The sequence below is a fragment of the Amycolatopsis sp. NPDC004772 genome, from assembly GCF_053601215.1.
This window is the reverse complement of sequence record NZ_JBSGBK010000018.1, coordinates 77,617-91,914: the sequence shown is the minus strand read 5'-3', so window position 1 is coordinate 91,914 and position 14,298 is coordinate 77,617. Positions and strand designations below refer to the sequence as shown.

The following is a 14,298-nucleotide window of genomic DNA, read 5'->3' as shown; positions in this document are numbered from 1 at the left end:
CGAAACTTGCAGGATCTGCAAAGTTTCCTAATCGGCAAGCTTTCGGCCGGGCTGGAGGAGCCGGCGCACGGCGTCGCGCAGCCACCGGTGGCCGCTGTCGGCGGCGTGGCGCGGATGCCAGGCCATGCCGATCTTCAAGGGCGGCAGCGGCAGCGGGATCTCCAGCAGGCGCAGGCCCAGTGCGTGGGCCGGGTCGCCGAGCGGCGAGGGTGGTTCGCCCGGCACGGCGGCCGGGACCAGGCAGACGACATCGCTGGCGGCGGCCAGGGCCATCGCCGCCAGGTGCCCGGGCAGGACGGCGCCGACCCGGCGGGTGAGCCCGTGTTCGGCCAGGGCCGCGTCCAGCGGTCCGGTGAAGCGGCCTCGGCGGCTGACCGCCACGTGCTCCGCCGCCGCCAGCCGGGCGGGCGTCAGGACGCCTTCGGTGAGCGGGTGCCCGGCGCGGACGCCGGCCGCCATCCGCAGCGTCACCAGGTCTTCGACCCTGGCCTCCGGGTCGGCGTGGCCGATGTTCCCGATCTCCAGGTCGATCCGGCCCTCGCGCAGGGCGGGGCCCGCCTCGAACTCCTCGGCCAGCACCCGCAGGGAGACGCCCGGGGCCTGACGGCGGGCCAGGTCGAGCAGGCCGGGCGCCACCGCCGCGCCGACGACGTCGGCGGCCTGGACGGTGAACGTGCGCCGCAGCGTGGCGGGGTCGATCCCGCCGCCCGGGGTGAGCAGGGCCGCCAGCCTGCGGACCACCGCGGCGGCTTCGTCCCGCAGTTCCTCGGCGCGGGGCGTGGGCACCATCGCCTGCCCGGCACGCACCAGCAGCGGGTCCTGGAGCACCCGGCGCAGCCGGGCCAGGGTGCGGCTCATCGCCGCGGGCGAAGTGCGCAGCCGCTCGGCGGCCCGGGTGACGCTCTGCTCGGTCAACAGGGCGTCGAGGGCGAGGGCGAGGTTGGCGTCGAGGTTCGGTAGCGGGTCGCTCACCAGCATTGTTCCGTTTCGGGCAAGGATTGCTTGCTGAGGTTCCCATTGTGGCAATGCGGTCGGGATCCGCACGATCGAGGGGTCAATCCGATCCGACACAACCGCGAGGTTCCATGATCGTCATCACCGCGCCCACCGGCCAGATCGGCGGGCGCCTGCTGTCTTCGCTGCTCGAAGCCGGCGAGGAGCTCCGGGTCGTGGTCCGCGATCCGGCCCGGCTCCCGGAGTCCGTGCGGGAACGCGTCGAGGTGGTCACCGGCTCCCACGGCGACGCCGCGACGGCCGAGCGCGCCTTCGCCGGGGCCGACGCCGTGTTCTGGCTGGTGCCACCGGACGGCTCGGTCCCGCCCGAGCAGGGCTACCGCGGCTTCACCCGCCCGGCCGCGCGGGCGTTCGCCGAACACGGTGTCGGGCACGTCGTCGGCGTCTCGGCCCTCGGCCGCGGCACCCCGCAGGCCGCCCGGGCCGGGCTGGTCACCGCGACCCTGGCCGTGGACGACCTGATCGCCGCCTCCGGCGTCGCCTACCGCGCGCTGGCCTGCCCGTCGTTCTTCGAAAACCTCCTGGAGGAGGCCGGCTCGATCCGGGACCACGGCGTCTTCACCGACACCGTCGCCGCGGACCGCCCGGCGCCGCTGGTGGCCGTCGCCGACATCGCCGCGGCGGCGGCCGGGCTGCTGCTGGACCGCTCGTGGACCGGCGTCGGCAGCGTCCCGGTGCTCGGCCCGCGGGACCTGTCGCCGGACGACCTGGCCCGCATCATGACCGAGGAGCTGGGCCGCCCGGTCCGTTACCACCGCGAGTCACACGAGGAGTTGCGGGCCACGATGCTCGGCTACGGCCTCGATGCCGCGTTCGTCGAGGCCATGGTCGCCATGAAACGCGCCAAGGACGAAGGCCTCGACGCCGGCGTCGCCCGCTCGACGCCGTCGGGCACCGAATTCGCGCAGTGGTGCGCCACGACCCTCAAGCCCGCCGTTCTCGCCGCCCCGGAGGCCGCCGATGCCCGCTGAATCGACCGTCACCGCGTTCATGCTGGTCAAGACCACGCCCGAATGGCTGGCCTTGACCGTCGACGAACGCATCCACGCCTTCAAGACCCAGATCGTCCCGGTGATCGAAGCTCAGACCCACGGCGTCCGGTCCCGCTTCTACGACACGGAGTTCTACTCCGCGCGGGTCACCGACGTCTGGGTCTGGGAGGCCGACGACCACGACACCTACCGGCTGCTGATCGACGCGCTGCGGGAAACCCCGTTCTGGGACCGCTGGTTCGAGGTCGTGGACCTGCTGGTGGGCCTCGAGAACGGCTACGCGCGCACCTACGGCGTGGAGCCGGTGGCCACCATCGCCACCTGAGTCCCGCGGCACCTCCGGTGCCCGGTCACCGACTGGACGAGAAACCGGTCATCGATCGCCGAAATCGTCGTCGGGCGTCACACTGTTGTGTGACATCGGTCACCGGAGGTGTTGCGAGATGGTTCTGGGCGACAACGGCGTCACTCACAAGGTGCCGGCGGACAGCAGAGTGCAGGTACGGCGGGCGGCGCTGGCGAGCGCGGTCGGCACGACCATCGAGTGGTACGACTTCTTCCTCTACAACACCGCGGCGGCTTTGGTCTTCCCGCACCTGTTCTTCCCCGCTTCGAGCGCCTACGCCGGCGCCATGCAGTCGTTCGCCACCTACGCGGTCGGGTTCGCCGCCCGGCCGGTCGGGGCCGCGATCTTCGGGCACTGGGGCGACCGGATCGGGCGGAAGGCGACGCTGATCGTCACGCTGCTGCTGATGGGCATCTCCTCCGGCGTCGTCGGGATCCTGCCCGGGACGTCGGCGATCGGCTTCGCGGCGCCGCTGATCCTGGTGCTGCTGCGGCTGGTGCAGGGCATCGCCATCGGCGGTGAGTGGAGCGGCTCGGTGCTGCTCGCCATGGAGTGGGGCAACCAGCGCAAACGCGGGCTGCTGGGCAGTTTCGCGCAGATCGGCGTGCCGGTCGGGCTGGTGCTGGGCACCGGCGGGATGACGCTGCTGTCGGCGACGCTGTCCCCCGCCGCCTTCGACTCCTGGGGCTGGCGGATCCCGTTCCTGCTCAGCCTGGTGCTCGTCGCCGTCGGGCTGGTGATCCGGCTGAAGATCCTCGAGACGCCGATGTTCGCCAGGCTCGTCGAGAACCGGCAGACCGCGCGCACGCCGGTGCTCGACGCGATCCGGCACCACTGGCGGGAAATCCTGCTCTCGGCCGGCGTCCGGTTCAGCGAGCAGATGCCGTTCTACCTGTTCACCAGCTACGTGCTGATCTACGTGGTGTCGCGGCACGACTTCAGCAAGACGTTCGTGCTCAACGCGGTCCTCGTCGGGGCCGCGTGCGAGCTGGCGCTGATCCCGCTGTTCTCGGCGTTGTCGGACACCTTCGGCCGCAAGCGGGTCTACCTGTGCGGGGCGGTCCTGACCGGACTGATCGCCTTCCCGTACTTCACGATCCTGGCGCACGGCAGCCACGCGCTGGTGTTCGTCGCGGTCGTCGTGTCGTTCATCCCGCACGCGCTGCAATACGGCCCGCAGGCGGCGTTGATCGGCGAGAGCTTCCCGACGCACCTGCGCTACGGCGGCGCGGGGCTGGGGTACCAGCTGGCGTCGGTGTTCGCGGGCGGGCCGGCGCCGCTGCTGGCGACGTGGCTGCTGCACACGACCGGGACACCGTACGCGATCTCCGGCTACATCATCCTGTCGGCGGCGGTCAGCGTGGCCTGCGTGATCGTCCTGAAGGACCGCTCCAAGGCGGACATCGACGACGTCACCGTCTACCAGCGGACCTGAAAGCGCCCCAATGTGGCGTTCGGTGCGTTGGACGCACCGAACGCCACATTCGGTGCGTGGGACGCAACCAACGCCACATTGGGGCGCTTGGGGTCAGCGGCGGGGGCCGCCCTGGGGACCGCCCTGGGGGCCGCCGAAGGGGGGCTGCTGCGGGAACGGGCCCGAGCCCGGGTTCTGCTGCTGCGGGCCGCCGAACTGGCCCGGCGGCGGGGCCTGCGGCGGCTGGCCCTGGTACTGGCCGCCCGGCGGCGGGCCGGCCGGGGACTGCGGCTGCGGGAGGGCCGGCTGGCCGCTCTTCGGCGTCGACGGCTGCTGCGGCGGGGGCACGGCCTCGGTGCCGCGGTCTTCGTCGGCTTCCGGTTCGGCCTGCTGCTGGGCCGGGCGCGGGATCGACGGCCGCGCGGGCGGCGAGGAGGGCGCCCCGATCGCCGGGACCTCCTTGCGGGCCACCGCTTCCGCGGCCGCGACGGCCTCGGCGACCTTCGGGTCGCTCTTGGTCTCGAACCAGCTGGAGACCTCGTCGTCCTCGAGGTCGGGCTTGTCCGGGACGTCGTCGTCCCTCGGCGGCTCGTACCGGAACACGCCGTCGTCGCCCGGGGCGCCGAGCGCGCGGGCGAAGCCTTCGAGGGCCTTGCCGTAGTCGCTGGGGATCATCCAGACCTTGTTCGCGTCGCCCTGCGCCATCTGCGGCAGTGTCTGCAGGTACTGGTAGGCCAGCACCTCCGGGGTCGGGCGGCCGGCCTTGATCGCGGCGAACACCTTCTCGATCGCCTTCGCCTGGCCCTGCGCCTGCAGGTAGCGCGCGGCCCGCTCACCCTGGGCCCGCAGGATGCGGGACTGCCGCTCGGCCTCGGCGGCGAGGATGGTGGCCTGGCGGGCACCTTCGGCGGCGAGGATCTGGCTCTGCTTCTGGCCTTCCGCGGTCTTGATCGCCGATTCCCGCTGGCCTTCGGCGGTGAGGATCATGGCGCGCTTCTCACGGTCGGCGCGCATCTGCTTCTCCATCGAGTCCTGGATGGAGGGCGGCGGGTCGATCGCCTTCAGCTCGACGCGGGCGACGCGGATGCCCCAGCGGCCGGTGGCCTCGTCGAGCACGCCGCGCAGCTGGCTGTTGATCGAGTCGCGGGAGGTCAGGGTCTGCTCGAGGCTCATGCCACCGACCACGTTGCGCAGCGTGGTGGTGGTCAGCTGCTCGACACCGACGATGTAATTGGAGATCTCGTACACCGCGGCGCGGGAGTCGGTGACCTGGAAGTACACGACCGTGTCGATCGAGACCGTCAGGTTGTCCTCGGTGATCACCGGCTGCGGCGGGAACGAGACGACCTGTTCGCGCAGGTCGATCCGGGCGCGCACCTTGTCCAGGAACGGCACGAGGATGTTGAGGCCGGGCGAGGCGACCGTGCGGAACCGGCCGAGCCGCTCGATCACGGCCGACTGTGCCTGCGGCACCACCATGACCGCCTTGGCGATCGTGATGATCACCAGCAAGGCCAAGGCTATGACCAGGCCGATCACAAATCCGGTCAAGAGAATTTCCCCTTACCTAGTACCATTCTTGCGCGGTTGACGGCGTTCCGGGTGCGGCGGGCGGGCTCACCTCGAGGTGCAGTTCCCGGGTGGTGACGCCCCAGCGGCCGGTGGTGTCGTGCAGGACCGTCCACACTGTACGGTGCAGGTCCCCGGGTGCGGCGACGGCGCGCTCGGCGGTGGTCAGGCCCGCTTCCTGCCGCAGCGCGGTGCGGGTCAGCTGCTCGATCGCCAGGGCTGGGGCGGCGATTTCGTAGGTGGCCAGGCGTGGATCGGTCACCGCGAAGACGACCTCGAAGCCGATGAGGACCTCCCGCCCGTCGCCGGTTTCGACCGGGCGGGGCGGGGCCGAGAGGATCTGGTCACCGAGGTCGAACCGGGCGCGGACCCGGTCGGCGAACGGGAGCACGACGTGGCGGCCGGGGCCGAGGACGGCGCGGAACTGCCCGCCGCGTTCGAGCACCGCGGCGTGGCCTTCGCCGACGACGACGAGTCCGAGGCTCACGGCTCGGCCGACACGACGGCGGTGGCACCGGAGATCTCGACCACGGTGACCTGGGTCCCGGGCGCGATGGGCGGCAGGTGCTCGCCGAGGCTGCGGGCCGACCAGACGTCGCCGCCCAGCTTCACCTGCCCGGCTTCGGCGTCCACTGTGGACAAGACGACGGCGCGGGCGCCGATCAGCGCGTCGATCCCGGTGTGGTGGGTCGGCCCGGAGAGGAAGCGCCGCTTGAGCGCGGGCCGGACGAGCAGGAGCATGCCGACCGAGGCGACGGCGAACACGGCGACGTCGATGACCAGGTTCCCGGTGAGGACCTCGGCACCGGCGCCGAACAGCGCGGCGACGCCCAGCATGATCAGCACGAAGTCGCCGGAGACGACTTCGGCGATCACCAGGGCGATCCCGACGATCAACCAGACCAGTGCCCAAGTCATGGCTTCATGCTCTCAGATCACGCCGGTTCGCACCGGCGTGGTGACGGGACGTGACCTTCGCGTGACCTTGGACAATTCGGACATTCAGCCCTCTTCCCCCGGTTCGGTGACGAAGTCGATGAGCCGTTCCACGGCCCCGATGAGCGGGGTCTCGAGGTCGCGGAAACTGCTCACTCCGCTCAGGACACGCTGCCAGCCTTCGAAAGGTTGCCCCCAGCCGAGCGCGTCGCAGATCCCCTGCTTCCACTCGGTCCCGCGCGGGATCTTCGGCCAGGCCTTGATCCCGACCGCCTCGGGGCGCACCGCCTCCCAGACGTCGATGTAGGGGTGGCCGGTGACCAGCACGTTCTCGTCGCGGACGGCCTCGACGAGCCGGGATTCCTTGCTGCCGGGCACGAGGTGGTCGACCAGGACGCCGAGGCGGCGGCCGGGGCCGGTGCCGAACTCGGCGATCCGGTCGGCGAGCACGTCCACGCCGTCGAGCGGCTCGACGACGACGCCTTCGACACGCAGGTCGTGGCCCCAGACGCGTTCGACGAGCTCGGCGTCGTGCTTGCCTTCGACCCAGATGCGCGAGTCGCGCGCGACGCGGGCCTTCAGTCCTTCGACGCGGACCGAACCGGACGCCGAGACCTGGCGGGCCGGGGCCTTCGCCGGTGCCCGGTACGGCACGAGCGTGACGGGCTTGCCTTCGAGGAGGAACCCGGCGGGTGCGAGGGGGAAGACGCGGTGGCGGCCTCGGGCGTCCTCGAGCACGACGTTCCCGTACTCGATCTTCACCACCGCGCCGCAGTAGCCGCTGGCCGGGTCCTCGACGACCAGGCCGGGTTCGGCGGGGACCTCCGGCACCTTCTTGCGGCGCGGGCCGGCGAGCACGTCGTCATAGCGTTGGGAGCGCACGACCCCGGAACCTAGTGGCCGCGGCGCCGCGGCCGGGGCATGCCACGCCGGTCAGCGCGCCAGTTCCAGCAGGGTGTCGGTGAACGGGGTGGGTTCGCCACGGCGCAGCGGCGCGTGGGCGGCCAGCGGAGCCAGGGCGGCGCACCACGCGAGGGCGCGGCCGGGGTCGAGGCCGGGCAGGTGCGGGCGGAGTGCCTCGATGCCGTCGTCGAGCGTGCCACCGGCGGCCAGCGGCAGGTAGAGCCAGTCGGCGAGGTCGAAGGCCGGGTCGCCGACGCTCGGGCGCGGGTCGATGGCGACCACACCGCGGCGGGGGCCGGCGTCGAGGACGTTGCCGGGGTGCAGGTCGCCGTGCACGACCGCGACCGGGCCGCCTTCGGCGAGGGCGAGGGCCCGCCTGCGGGCCCTCGCCAGGAGCCCGGGGGTCAGGTGCGGTTCGGCCGCCGAGCCGGGGACGGTGCGTTCGGTGATGTCGAACATGAAGGTCACGCGGTCGGTCAGCGGCGGCAGCCCGGGCGGGGGTGCGACCGCGTGCAGCTCGCTCAGCAGCGCGCCGATCTCGGCCCACGGCACCGGCCGGCCGCGCAGTTCGGTGCCGGGCACCAGGCCTTCGAGCAGGATCGCCCCGGCGTCGAGGTCGGTGTCCAGCACCTGCACCGCTCGGGGGCAGCCGCGCCAGGCTCGCAACCCCGCGGACTCCAGCCGGGCGACCTCGGGATCCGGGGTGAGCTTGAGGACCCGCAGGTCACCATCGGGGCCCGTGCACAGCAATGTGCGGCCGGAGTTGCCGGGCCGCGTCTCGCGGACGGTCAGCCCCCACCTCGCGGTCAGGCGGGCCACCAGGTCCGGGAGCGTGTCGCACCACGGCTCGGCCAGGTCCGCGCCGAAGCGGCCGACCAGCCGCGCGCGGGCGGCCTCGTCGACTAGAACAGCGGCCACGGGATGGCTCGCCAGTCGTCGCCGGGCTCGGGGAAGATGCCCTCGGCGAGCAGGACGTCGGTGCGCGCGGCCAGCGCGCGGATCTCGAACTTGGTGATGTGCTCGGCGAGGGTCTTGCCGAGGCCGCCGTCGAGCTCCGACCGCAGCTTGCGCAGCTTCTCGACGGTGTCCGGTGGCAGCGGCTCGCCGATCCAGCCCCACAGGACGGTCCGCAGCTTGGGGTCGGTGTGCAGGCAGATGCCGTGGTCGACGCCGTAGACGCGGCCGTCGACGCCGGGCAGGAGGTGCCCGCCCTTGCGGTCGGTGTTGTTGGCGATGATGTCGAGCACGGCCAGGTCGCGCAGCCCGGGGTGGTTCGCGTGGGCCAGCACCGCGGGTTCGCCGAACCGGTCGTGGGCGTTGAGCACCGGGCGCCAGCCGTCGGGGACGTCGTCGGGCGGCAGGACTTCCACCAGGTCGTCCTCGGTGGTTTCCACCCACAGCTGGACCATGCCGGGGCCGAACGGCCCGTCGCGCAGCACGGTCGGCGGGATCGCGCCGATGCCGGTCGTGTCGGCGATGATCGCGGTGGCGACCTCGCGCCCGGCGAGGGTGCCGTCGGGGAAGTCCCACAGCGGCCGCTCCCCCGAGACCGGCTTGTAGACGACCCGGCCGGTGACGCCGTCGAGCTCGATGGCGCAGAAGAGCGTGACGTTGGAGGCGTCGACCAGCCGGCCTTCGACGTCGATGCGGCCGTGGGTGACGAGTTCGCGGGAGGCGGGGTCGGCCGGGACGGGCGTCATGGTCAGTCTTCGCCCGCGTCGGTCTCGCGCCGGTAGCCGTTCTGCCGGGGGCAGATGTGCCCGGCCGGGTCGAGCGGCTCGGCGCACAGCGGGCACGGCTTGCGGCCGGCGTTGACGACGCGGTCGGCCCGCTCGGCGAAGGCGCGGGCGGCGGCCGGGCTGAGGAAGACGCGGACGGCGTCCGGGCCTTCCTCGGTGTCGTCGAGCACGACGGTTTCGTCGACCTCGCCCTCGGTGATGGCGAGCAGTTCGATGACGACCGCGCTGCTGTCGGCGTCCCAGCCCAGGCCCATGGTGCCGACCCGGAACTCCTCCTCGACCGGCACGGTGAGGGGGTCGAGGTCGACCAGGTCCTCGGGGGCGTCGTCGGGGACGTCGGCACCGAACCGGCTGGCGACCTCCTCCAGCAGCGAGCTCAGGCGCTCCGCGAGGACGACGACCTGCTGTTTTTCGATGGTGACGCTGATCGTGCGCACGTCCTCCGACGCCTGGAGGTAGAACGTGCGATCGCCGGGCTCGCCGACGGTGCCGGCGACGAACCGATCCGGCTGGCGGAAGACGTGGATTACGCGAGACATAGCACTGACGACCCTAGGCCACCGGCGCATGATCGGCATCCGCCGCCCCACCGTTGGCGGGCCGCTAGCCTCGGGGGGTGTCTCGGATCTCCCCGTGCGGAACCTGGTCGTCGCCCATCACCGCCGCCGAAGTGGCCGCCGCCGGTGGCGGCCCGCAGTGGCTCGACGTCGTCGGCGGCGAGGTGTGGTGGGCCGAGGCGAGACCCGGGGAACAAGGCCGGGTCGCGCTGGTCCGGGCGGTGCCGGGCGGGACCGAGGACGTCCTGCCGGCCCCGTGGAACGTCCGCAACCGGCTGCACGAATACGGCGGCCGGCCGTGGGCGGTGGCCGACGGGATCGTGGTGTTCACGCACTGGGCCGATCAGCGCGTGTACGCGCAGAGCGAAATCGGCGTGGTGGCGCTCACGCCGTCCCCGGCCGAGCCGCAGAGCGTCCGCTACGGCGATCTGCGGGCCGGGCGGCCGGGTGAGGTGTGGGCGGTCCGCGAGCGCAGCACCGGGCCGCGTCCCACCGACATCGAGCGGGACCTGGTGGCGATCGCGGTGGACGGCGGTGGCAAGCGGGTCCTGGCCGCGAGCCACCGGTTCCTGACCGTGCCGAAGCTGTCGCCGGACGGACGGCACGCGGCCTGGTTCGGCTGGGACCACCCGCTGATGCCGTGGGACGGCACCGAGCTGTGCGTGGCGCCCGTCGGCGAGGACGGGGCGTTCGGGCCGCACCGGGTGCTGGCCGGTGGCGTGGACGTCGCGGTGTGCCAGGTCGAGTGGGAGACGCCGGCGACGCTGCTGGCCGTGCTGGACCCCGGCGGCTGGTGGAACCTGCACCGCGTCGGCCTGGACGGGACGCTGAAGAACCTGGCACCGGTCGAGCAGGAGCTGGGCGGGCCGCTGTGGAAGACGGGGTCGCGGTGGTTCGCGCCGCTGGGCGGCGGGCGGCACGCGGTCCTGTCCGCGGGCCGGTTGGCGGTGCTCGACGAGGCCGACGGTTCGGTGACGCCACTGGCCGGCGAGCTGACGGCCTGGTCTTCGACGGGACTCGCGGTGTCGGGCGAAGACGTCGTGGGCGTGGCCGGTGGTCCGGCGCGGGAGGCCGCGGTCGTGCGGGTCTCCCCGGGCGGCGCGGTGACGGACGTGACGCCGCAGCCGGAGCTGCCCTCGGCGTTCCTGCCGGTGCCTCAGGAGCGGGTGTTCAGCACGCCGGACGGCGAGGCCGTGCCGGTGGTGCTGTACCCGCCGCGGAACCCGGAGTTCGTGGCCCCCGACGGCGAGCGGCCGCCGCTGCTGATCGACGTCCACGGCGGCCCGACCGGGCAGCACTTCGCCGAGCTGAACCTGGAGATCGCGTACTTCACCAGCCGCGGCATCGGCGTGGCGGCGGTGAACTACGGCGGCTCGACGGGGTTCGGGCGGGCCTACCGGGAGCGCCTGCGGGGGCAGTGGGGTGCGGTGGACGTCGCCGACTGCGTGGCGGTGGCCGAGGCGCTGGTGGCGGCCGGGCTGGCCGACGGCGACCGGATCGGGATCCGGGGCGGCAGCGCGGGCGGGTTCACCGCGGCGGCGTCGCTGACGACGACGAAGACCTACCGGGCGGGCACGGTGCTGTACCCGGTGCTGGACCTGGCCGGGTGGACCGGCGACACGCACGACTTCGAGTCGCGGTACCTCGACGGGCTGGTCGGGCCGTTCCCCGAGACACGGCAGCGGTACGTCGACCGGTCCCCGCTGGCGAACGTCGGGCGCCTGGCCGGGTCGGTGCTGTTCCAGCAGGGGCTGGAGGACCGGATCTGCCCGCCGGAGCAGGCCGACCGGTTCGTGGCCGAGCTGGCCGGGCGCGGCATCCCGTACGCCTACCAGCGGTTCGCCGGTGAGCAGCACGGTTTCCGGCAGGCGGCGACGATCGTGGCGGCGTTGGAGGCGGAGTTGTCGTTCTACGGCCAGGTGTTCGGGTTCGAAACGCCGGGTGTGGCGCGGCTGGAGCTGTCCCGGTGAGGCCGCCGCGGTTGCGGGCCGGGGACACCCTCGCCCTGGTGGCGCCGGCCGGGCCGGTGCCGGCGGACCTGCTGGAGAAGGCGCTGCCGGTGCTGCGCGGCTGGGGCGTCGAGGTGCGGGTCGGGCCGTGCGTGCGGTCGTCGCCGGGCTCGCCGCCGTACCTGTCCGGTTCGGACGCGGAGCGGGCGGCGGAGTTCACCGAGGCGTGGCTGGATCCGGGGGTGCGGTGCGTACTGGCGGCCCGGGGCGGCTACGGCGTGCAGCGGATGCTGGACCTGGTGGACTGGCCCGCGTTGCGGGCGACGGGCCCGAAGGTGCTGGCCGGGTCGTCGGACATCACGGCGCTGCACCGGGCGGTGGACGTCCACCTCGGACTGTCCACATTGTTCTCCCCGATGCCGGCGAGCGTGCTGTTCGACGACTTCGCGGTCGAGCACCTGCGGCGGTCGCTGTTCGAGCCGGAGCTGAACCGCGTGGTCCGCGGCGGGTCGGCGCTGGTGCCGGGCCGCGCCTCGGGCGTGCTGACGGGCGGCAACCTGTCCCTGCTGGCGGCGGGGATCGGCACCCCGGAGCACGGCTCGGCGCGGGACGCGATCGTGCTGCTGGAGGACGTGACGGAGAGCGTGTACCGGCTGGACCGGATGTTGACGCAGCTGCTGCGCAGCGGCTGGTTCGCCGGAGTGCGCGGGATCGTGCTGGGTTCGTGGGCGGCGTGCGGGCCGGCGCCGGAGGTGCGTGCGCTGCTGGTGGAGCGGCTGGGGCCGCTGGGGGTGCCGACGGTGGAGGAGTTCGGGTTCGGGCACGTGGCCTCGTCGCCGACGTTGCCGCTGGGGGTGCCGGTGACCCTGGACGCGGACCTGGGGACGCTGACCTTCGACTCCCCCGCGTTGACGTGAGGTTGTCGTCGGAGGAGGCCCGCGCCCGGTTCGCCGAGGCGCGGGTCGCCCGGCTGGCGACGGTGTCGGCTTCCGGCGTCCCGCATCTGGTGCCGGTGACGTTCGCGGTGCGCGGGGACGTGGTGGTGTTCGCGGTGGACCACAAGCCGAAGTCCTCGGTGGCCCTGCGGCGGCTGCGCAACATCGCGGAGAACCCGGCGGTGTGCTTCCTGGCGGACGGCTACGACGAGGACTGGTCGCGGCTGTGGTGGGCGCGGGCGGACGGGGTCGCGGGGGTGTTGCCGCCGGGGGCGGAGCCGGTGTCGTGGTTGGTGGCGAAGTACGCGCAGTACGCCGAGCGGCCGCCGGAGCACGCCGTGGTGGTCACCGAGGTGCACACGTGGAGCGGATGGGCGGGGAACTAGTCGCGGAGGAACTTCTCCGGGCGGCGCCAGGCGTCGATGATGCCCAGCGGGTCCGGTCGCAGGAGGGAGGCCGCCGCGTACAGGCTGGCCAGGACGACTCCGGCGATGAACCACCAGTCGTACAACGCCTGCTCGCCCGTCGGGTAGTACACCAAGGTCACGAACACCGAGACCGCCACCACCAGCGCCAGGTGCCGCGGCTGCCACTTGAACGCCGACAGGAGCACGAAACCCCAGGTCAGGTACCACGGCAGGGTCGGCGGCATCAGGATCGCCACCGCCAGGAGTGAGATGCCGGCCCGGTACACCGCCTCCGTGCCGCCGCCGCGGGCGAGCCACCACTGGCGGATGCCGAAGGCGATCAGCAGGAGCATGCCGGCCGCGCGGGCGACCGTCACGAACGGCGAGACCTGGACGTCCACGATCAGGTGGACCAGGTTGTAGAACACCTCGCCGATGCCGGTGGGGATGTTCAGCCAGTTCGCGATGAGCTGCGGGGCCTTCAACCCCGACCACCAGCCCAGGTTGAGGGAGCCCAGCGAGATCCACGTGCCCGCGACGAACACCGGCAGGAACAGGCCCACCGAGGCCGCGCCGGCGCGCAGGAAGTTGCGGACCTTCGACTCGCCCGTGAGGTGGTTGGCCCACATCCAGACGATGAACGGCAGGGCGATCGCCGCGGTGGGCTTGATCAGCATGCCGATCGTGACCAGGACGACCGCGAGCACGTGCTTGCGTTCCAGGGCGGCGAGGACGCCGATGGTGAGGAACGCGAGCATCATCAGGTCGTTGTGCGGGCCGCCGAAGAGGTGGATCACCATCATCGGGCTGGCCACCGCGAGCCACAGCGCGACCGGGAGCTTGCCGCCGAGGTGCTTGACCAGCCGCGGGAGCGCCCACAGCGTGCCGGCCAGGCCGACCAGCAGCACGAGGCGCATGAGGATGACGCCGAGGATCATGTTGTCGCCGGTGGTGGCGACCACGCCCTTGGAGATCAGCAGGAACAGCGGCCCGTACGGGGCCGGGGTGGTCTGCCAGAGCGGGTGGACGTTCTGCACCACGTTCGGCAGCACGTCGAGCTCGGCCGGGCCGTTGGCGTACGGGTCGAGCCCGTAGAGCAGCTGGGCGCCCTGGCCGAGGTAGGAGAAGACGTCGCGGGTGAACAGCGGCGGCGACACCAGCAGCGGCGCCATCCAGCACCCCGCGGCGACCAGGATCGGCCGGCTGCCGATGCGGCCGGCCAGCACGTAGCGGCCGAGCCGGACCCACGCCCACACGACCATGCCGAAACCGGTGTAGAGGACGGCGTTGGCGAGCATGCGGCCGTGGCCGTAGCGGACCCAGGACATCGGGCCGTGGCCGAGCACCGGGTCCTTGATCAGGATGCCGCCGGCGCCGAGGGCGGCGATCATCAGCAGAGTGCTGCCGACGGTGCCCATCGCGATCGTGCGGTAGGGGAATCGCGAGGGCACGCGGAGCCGCTCGGCCAGTCCGGTCGAGGGCGTCTGTGCGGGGTCGGTGGTGGTCGCCATTTCCGTTCGGAGATTACACAACGCGC

At 72.7% G+C, this 14,298-nt stretch carries 15 protein-coding genes; 6 read left to right on the top strand and 9 right to left on the bottom strand.

Annotation, left to right across the window (positions count from 1 at the left end; all coding sequences use genetic code 11):
• Nucleotides 1-27: 27 nt before the first annotated feature.
• Nucleotides 28-972 carry a LysR family transcriptional regulator gene (locus ACWEF6_RS14545; RefSeq protein WP_449683348.1) on the bottom strand — a complete coding sequence of 315 codons (945 nt, stop codon included), beginning with the start codon at nucleotides 970-972 and terminating at the stop codon, nucleotides 28-30.
• Nucleotides 973-1,085: 113 nt separating this feature from the next.
• Here ACWEF6_RS14545 and ACWEF6_RS14540 point away from each other — a divergent pair, with 113 nt between their 5' ends.
• The 3 genes from ACWEF6_RS14540 (at nucleotide 1,086) to ACWEF6_RS14530 (ending at nucleotide 3,787) form a co-directional block, all read left to right on the top strand.
• Complete coding sequence (locus ACWEF6_RS14540; RefSeq protein WP_449683347.1) at nucleotides 1,086-1,985, top strand: NAD(P)H-binding protein; 900 nt, start codon at nucleotides 1,086-1,088, stop codon at nucleotides 1,983-1,985.
• Nucleotides 1,975-2,331, top strand: coding sequence for a darcynin family protein (locus tag ACWEF6_RS14535; protein ID WP_449683346.1), 357 nt, complete (start codon nucleotides 1,975-1,977; stop codon nucleotides 2,329-2,331). Before ACWEF6_RS14540 ends, ACWEF6_RS14535 begins: the two co-directional genes overlap by 11 nt.
• A 118-nt stretch (nucleotides 2,332-2,449) precedes the next feature.
• Complete coding sequence (locus tag ACWEF6_RS14530; RefSeq protein ID WP_449683345.1) at nucleotides 2,450-3,787, top strand: MFS transporter; 1,338 nt, start codon at nucleotides 2,450-2,452, stop codon at nucleotides 3,785-3,787.
• A gap of 93 nt (nucleotides 3,788-3,880) precedes the next feature.
• Here the strand turns inward: ACWEF6_RS14530 and ACWEF6_RS14525 are convergent, their stop codons facing one another.
• From ACWEF6_RS14525 to ACWEF6_RS14495, 7 genes are all read right to left on the bottom strand, one after another.
• On the bottom strand, nucleotides 3,881-5,245 hold the full coding sequence (locus ACWEF6_RS14525; RefSeq protein WP_449683385.1) for an SPFH domain-containing protein: 1,365 nt from the start codon (nucleotides 5,243-5,245) through the stop codon (nucleotides 3,881-3,883).
• A gap of 88 nt (nucleotides 5,246-5,333) precedes the next feature.
• Nucleotides 5,334-5,822, bottom strand: coding sequence for an SPFH domain-containing protein (locus tag ACWEF6_RS14520; protein WP_449683344.1), 489 nt, complete (start codon nucleotides 5,820-5,822; stop codon nucleotides 5,334-5,336).
• Nucleotides 5,819-6,253, bottom strand: coding sequence for an NfeD family protein (locus ACWEF6_RS14515; protein ID WP_449683343.1), 435 nt, complete (start codon nucleotides 6,251-6,253; stop codon nucleotides 5,819-5,821). The genes ACWEF6_RS14520 and ACWEF6_RS14515 overlap by 4 nt, the downstream gene beginning before the upstream one ends.
• An 84-nt stretch (nucleotides 6,254-6,337) precedes the next feature.
• Nucleotides 6,338-7,153, bottom strand: coding sequence for a DUF3097 domain-containing protein (locus ACWEF6_RS14510; RefSeq protein WP_449683342.1), 816 nt, complete (start codon nucleotides 7,151-7,153; stop codon nucleotides 6,338-6,340).
• Between the two features lie 51 nt (nucleotides 7,154-7,204).
• Nucleotides 7,205-8,092: an aminoglycoside phosphotransferase family protein gene (locus ACWEF6_RS14505; RefSeq protein WP_449683341.1), complete on the bottom strand. Its 888-nt coding sequence runs from the start codon at nucleotides 8,090-8,092 to the stop codon at nucleotides 7,205-7,207.
• Nucleotides 8,077-8,874: an SCO1664 family protein gene (locus ACWEF6_RS14500; protein ID WP_449683340.1), complete on the bottom strand. Its 798-nt coding sequence runs from the start codon at nucleotides 8,872-8,874 to the stop codon at nucleotides 8,077-8,079. Before ACWEF6_RS14500 ends, ACWEF6_RS14505 begins: the two co-directional genes overlap by 16 nt.
• A 2-nt stretch (nucleotides 8,875-8,876) precedes the next feature.
• Nucleotides 8,877-9,452 carry a DUF3090 domain-containing protein gene (locus ACWEF6_RS14495; protein WP_091311892.1) on the bottom strand — a complete coding sequence of 192 codons (576 nt, stop codon included), beginning with the start codon at nucleotides 9,450-9,452 and terminating at the stop codon, nucleotides 8,877-8,879.
• A gap of 77 nt (nucleotides 9,453-9,529) precedes the next feature.
• Here ACWEF6_RS14495 and ACWEF6_RS14490 point away from each other — a divergent pair, with 77 nt between their 5' ends.
• Genes ACWEF6_RS14490 through ACWEF6_RS14480 form a run of 3 tightly spaced genes read left to right on the top strand, consistent with a single transcriptional unit; the run spans nucleotide 9,530 to nucleotide 12,740 of the window.
• Entirely contained in the window at nucleotides 9,530-11,440 is a 1,911-nt protein-coding gene (locus ACWEF6_RS14490) for a prolyl oligopeptidase family serine peptidase (RefSeq protein WP_449683339.1), read from the top strand.
• Nucleotides 11,437-12,336, top strand: coding sequence for a S66 peptidase family protein (locus tag ACWEF6_RS14485; protein ID WP_449683338.1), 900 nt, complete (start codon nucleotides 11,437-11,439; stop codon nucleotides 12,334-12,336). The genes ACWEF6_RS14490 and ACWEF6_RS14485 overlap by 4 nt, the downstream gene beginning before the upstream one ends.
• Nucleotides 12,337-12,338: 2 nt before the next feature.
• A complete protein-coding gene (locus ACWEF6_RS14480; RefSeq protein WP_449683384.1) occupies nucleotides 12,339-12,740 on the top strand; it encodes a TIGR03668 family PPOX class F420-dependent oxidoreductase in 402 nt (133 codons plus the stop codon).
• Here ACWEF6_RS14480 and mptB read toward each other — a convergent pair.
• A complete protein-coding gene (mptB, locus tag ACWEF6_RS14475; protein WP_449683337.1) occupies nucleotides 12,737-14,272 on the bottom strand; it encodes a polyprenol phosphomannose-dependent alpha 1,6 mannosyltransferase MptB in 1,536 nt (511 codons plus the stop codon). The two genes, ACWEF6_RS14480 and mptB, sit on opposite strands and share 4 nt — an antisense overlap.
• Between the last annotated feature and the right edge of the window lie 26 nt (nucleotides 14,273-14,298).

Excerpts from the sequence above, each read along its gene's own strand:
- ACWEF6_RS14540 (WP_449683347.1), top strand. The coding sequence starts at position 1,086 with ATGATCGTCATCACCGCGCCCACCGGCCAGATCGGCGGGCGCCTGCTG.
- ACWEF6_RS14535 (WP_449683346.1), top strand. The coding sequence starts at position 1,975 with ATGCCCGCTGAATCGACCGTCACCGCGTTCATGCTGGTCAAGACCACG.
- ACWEF6_RS14530 (WP_449683345.1), top strand. The coding sequence starts at position 2,450 with ATGGTTCTGGGCGACAACGGCGTCACTCACAAGGTGCCGGCGGACAGC.
- ACWEF6_RS14525 (WP_449683385.1), bottom strand. The coding sequence starts at position 5,245 with ATGGTGGTGCCGCAGGCACAGTCGGCCGTGATCGAGCGGCTCGGCCGG.
- ACWEF6_RS14515 (WP_449683343.1), bottom strand. The coding sequence starts at position 6,253 with ATGACTTGGGCACTGGTCTGGTTGATCGTCGGGATCGCCCTGGTGATC.
- ACWEF6_RS14500 (WP_449683340.1), bottom strand. The coding sequence starts at position 8,874 with ATGACGCCCGTCCCGGCCGACCCCGCCTCCCGCGAACTCGTCACCCAC.
- ACWEF6_RS14495 (WP_091311892.1), bottom strand. The coding sequence starts at position 9,452 with ATGTCTCGCGTAATCCACGTCTTCCGCCAGCCGGATCGGTTCGTCGCC.
- mptB (WP_449683337.1), bottom strand. The coding sequence starts at position 14,272 with ATGGCGACCACCACCGACCCCGCACAGACGCCCTCGACCGGACTGGCC.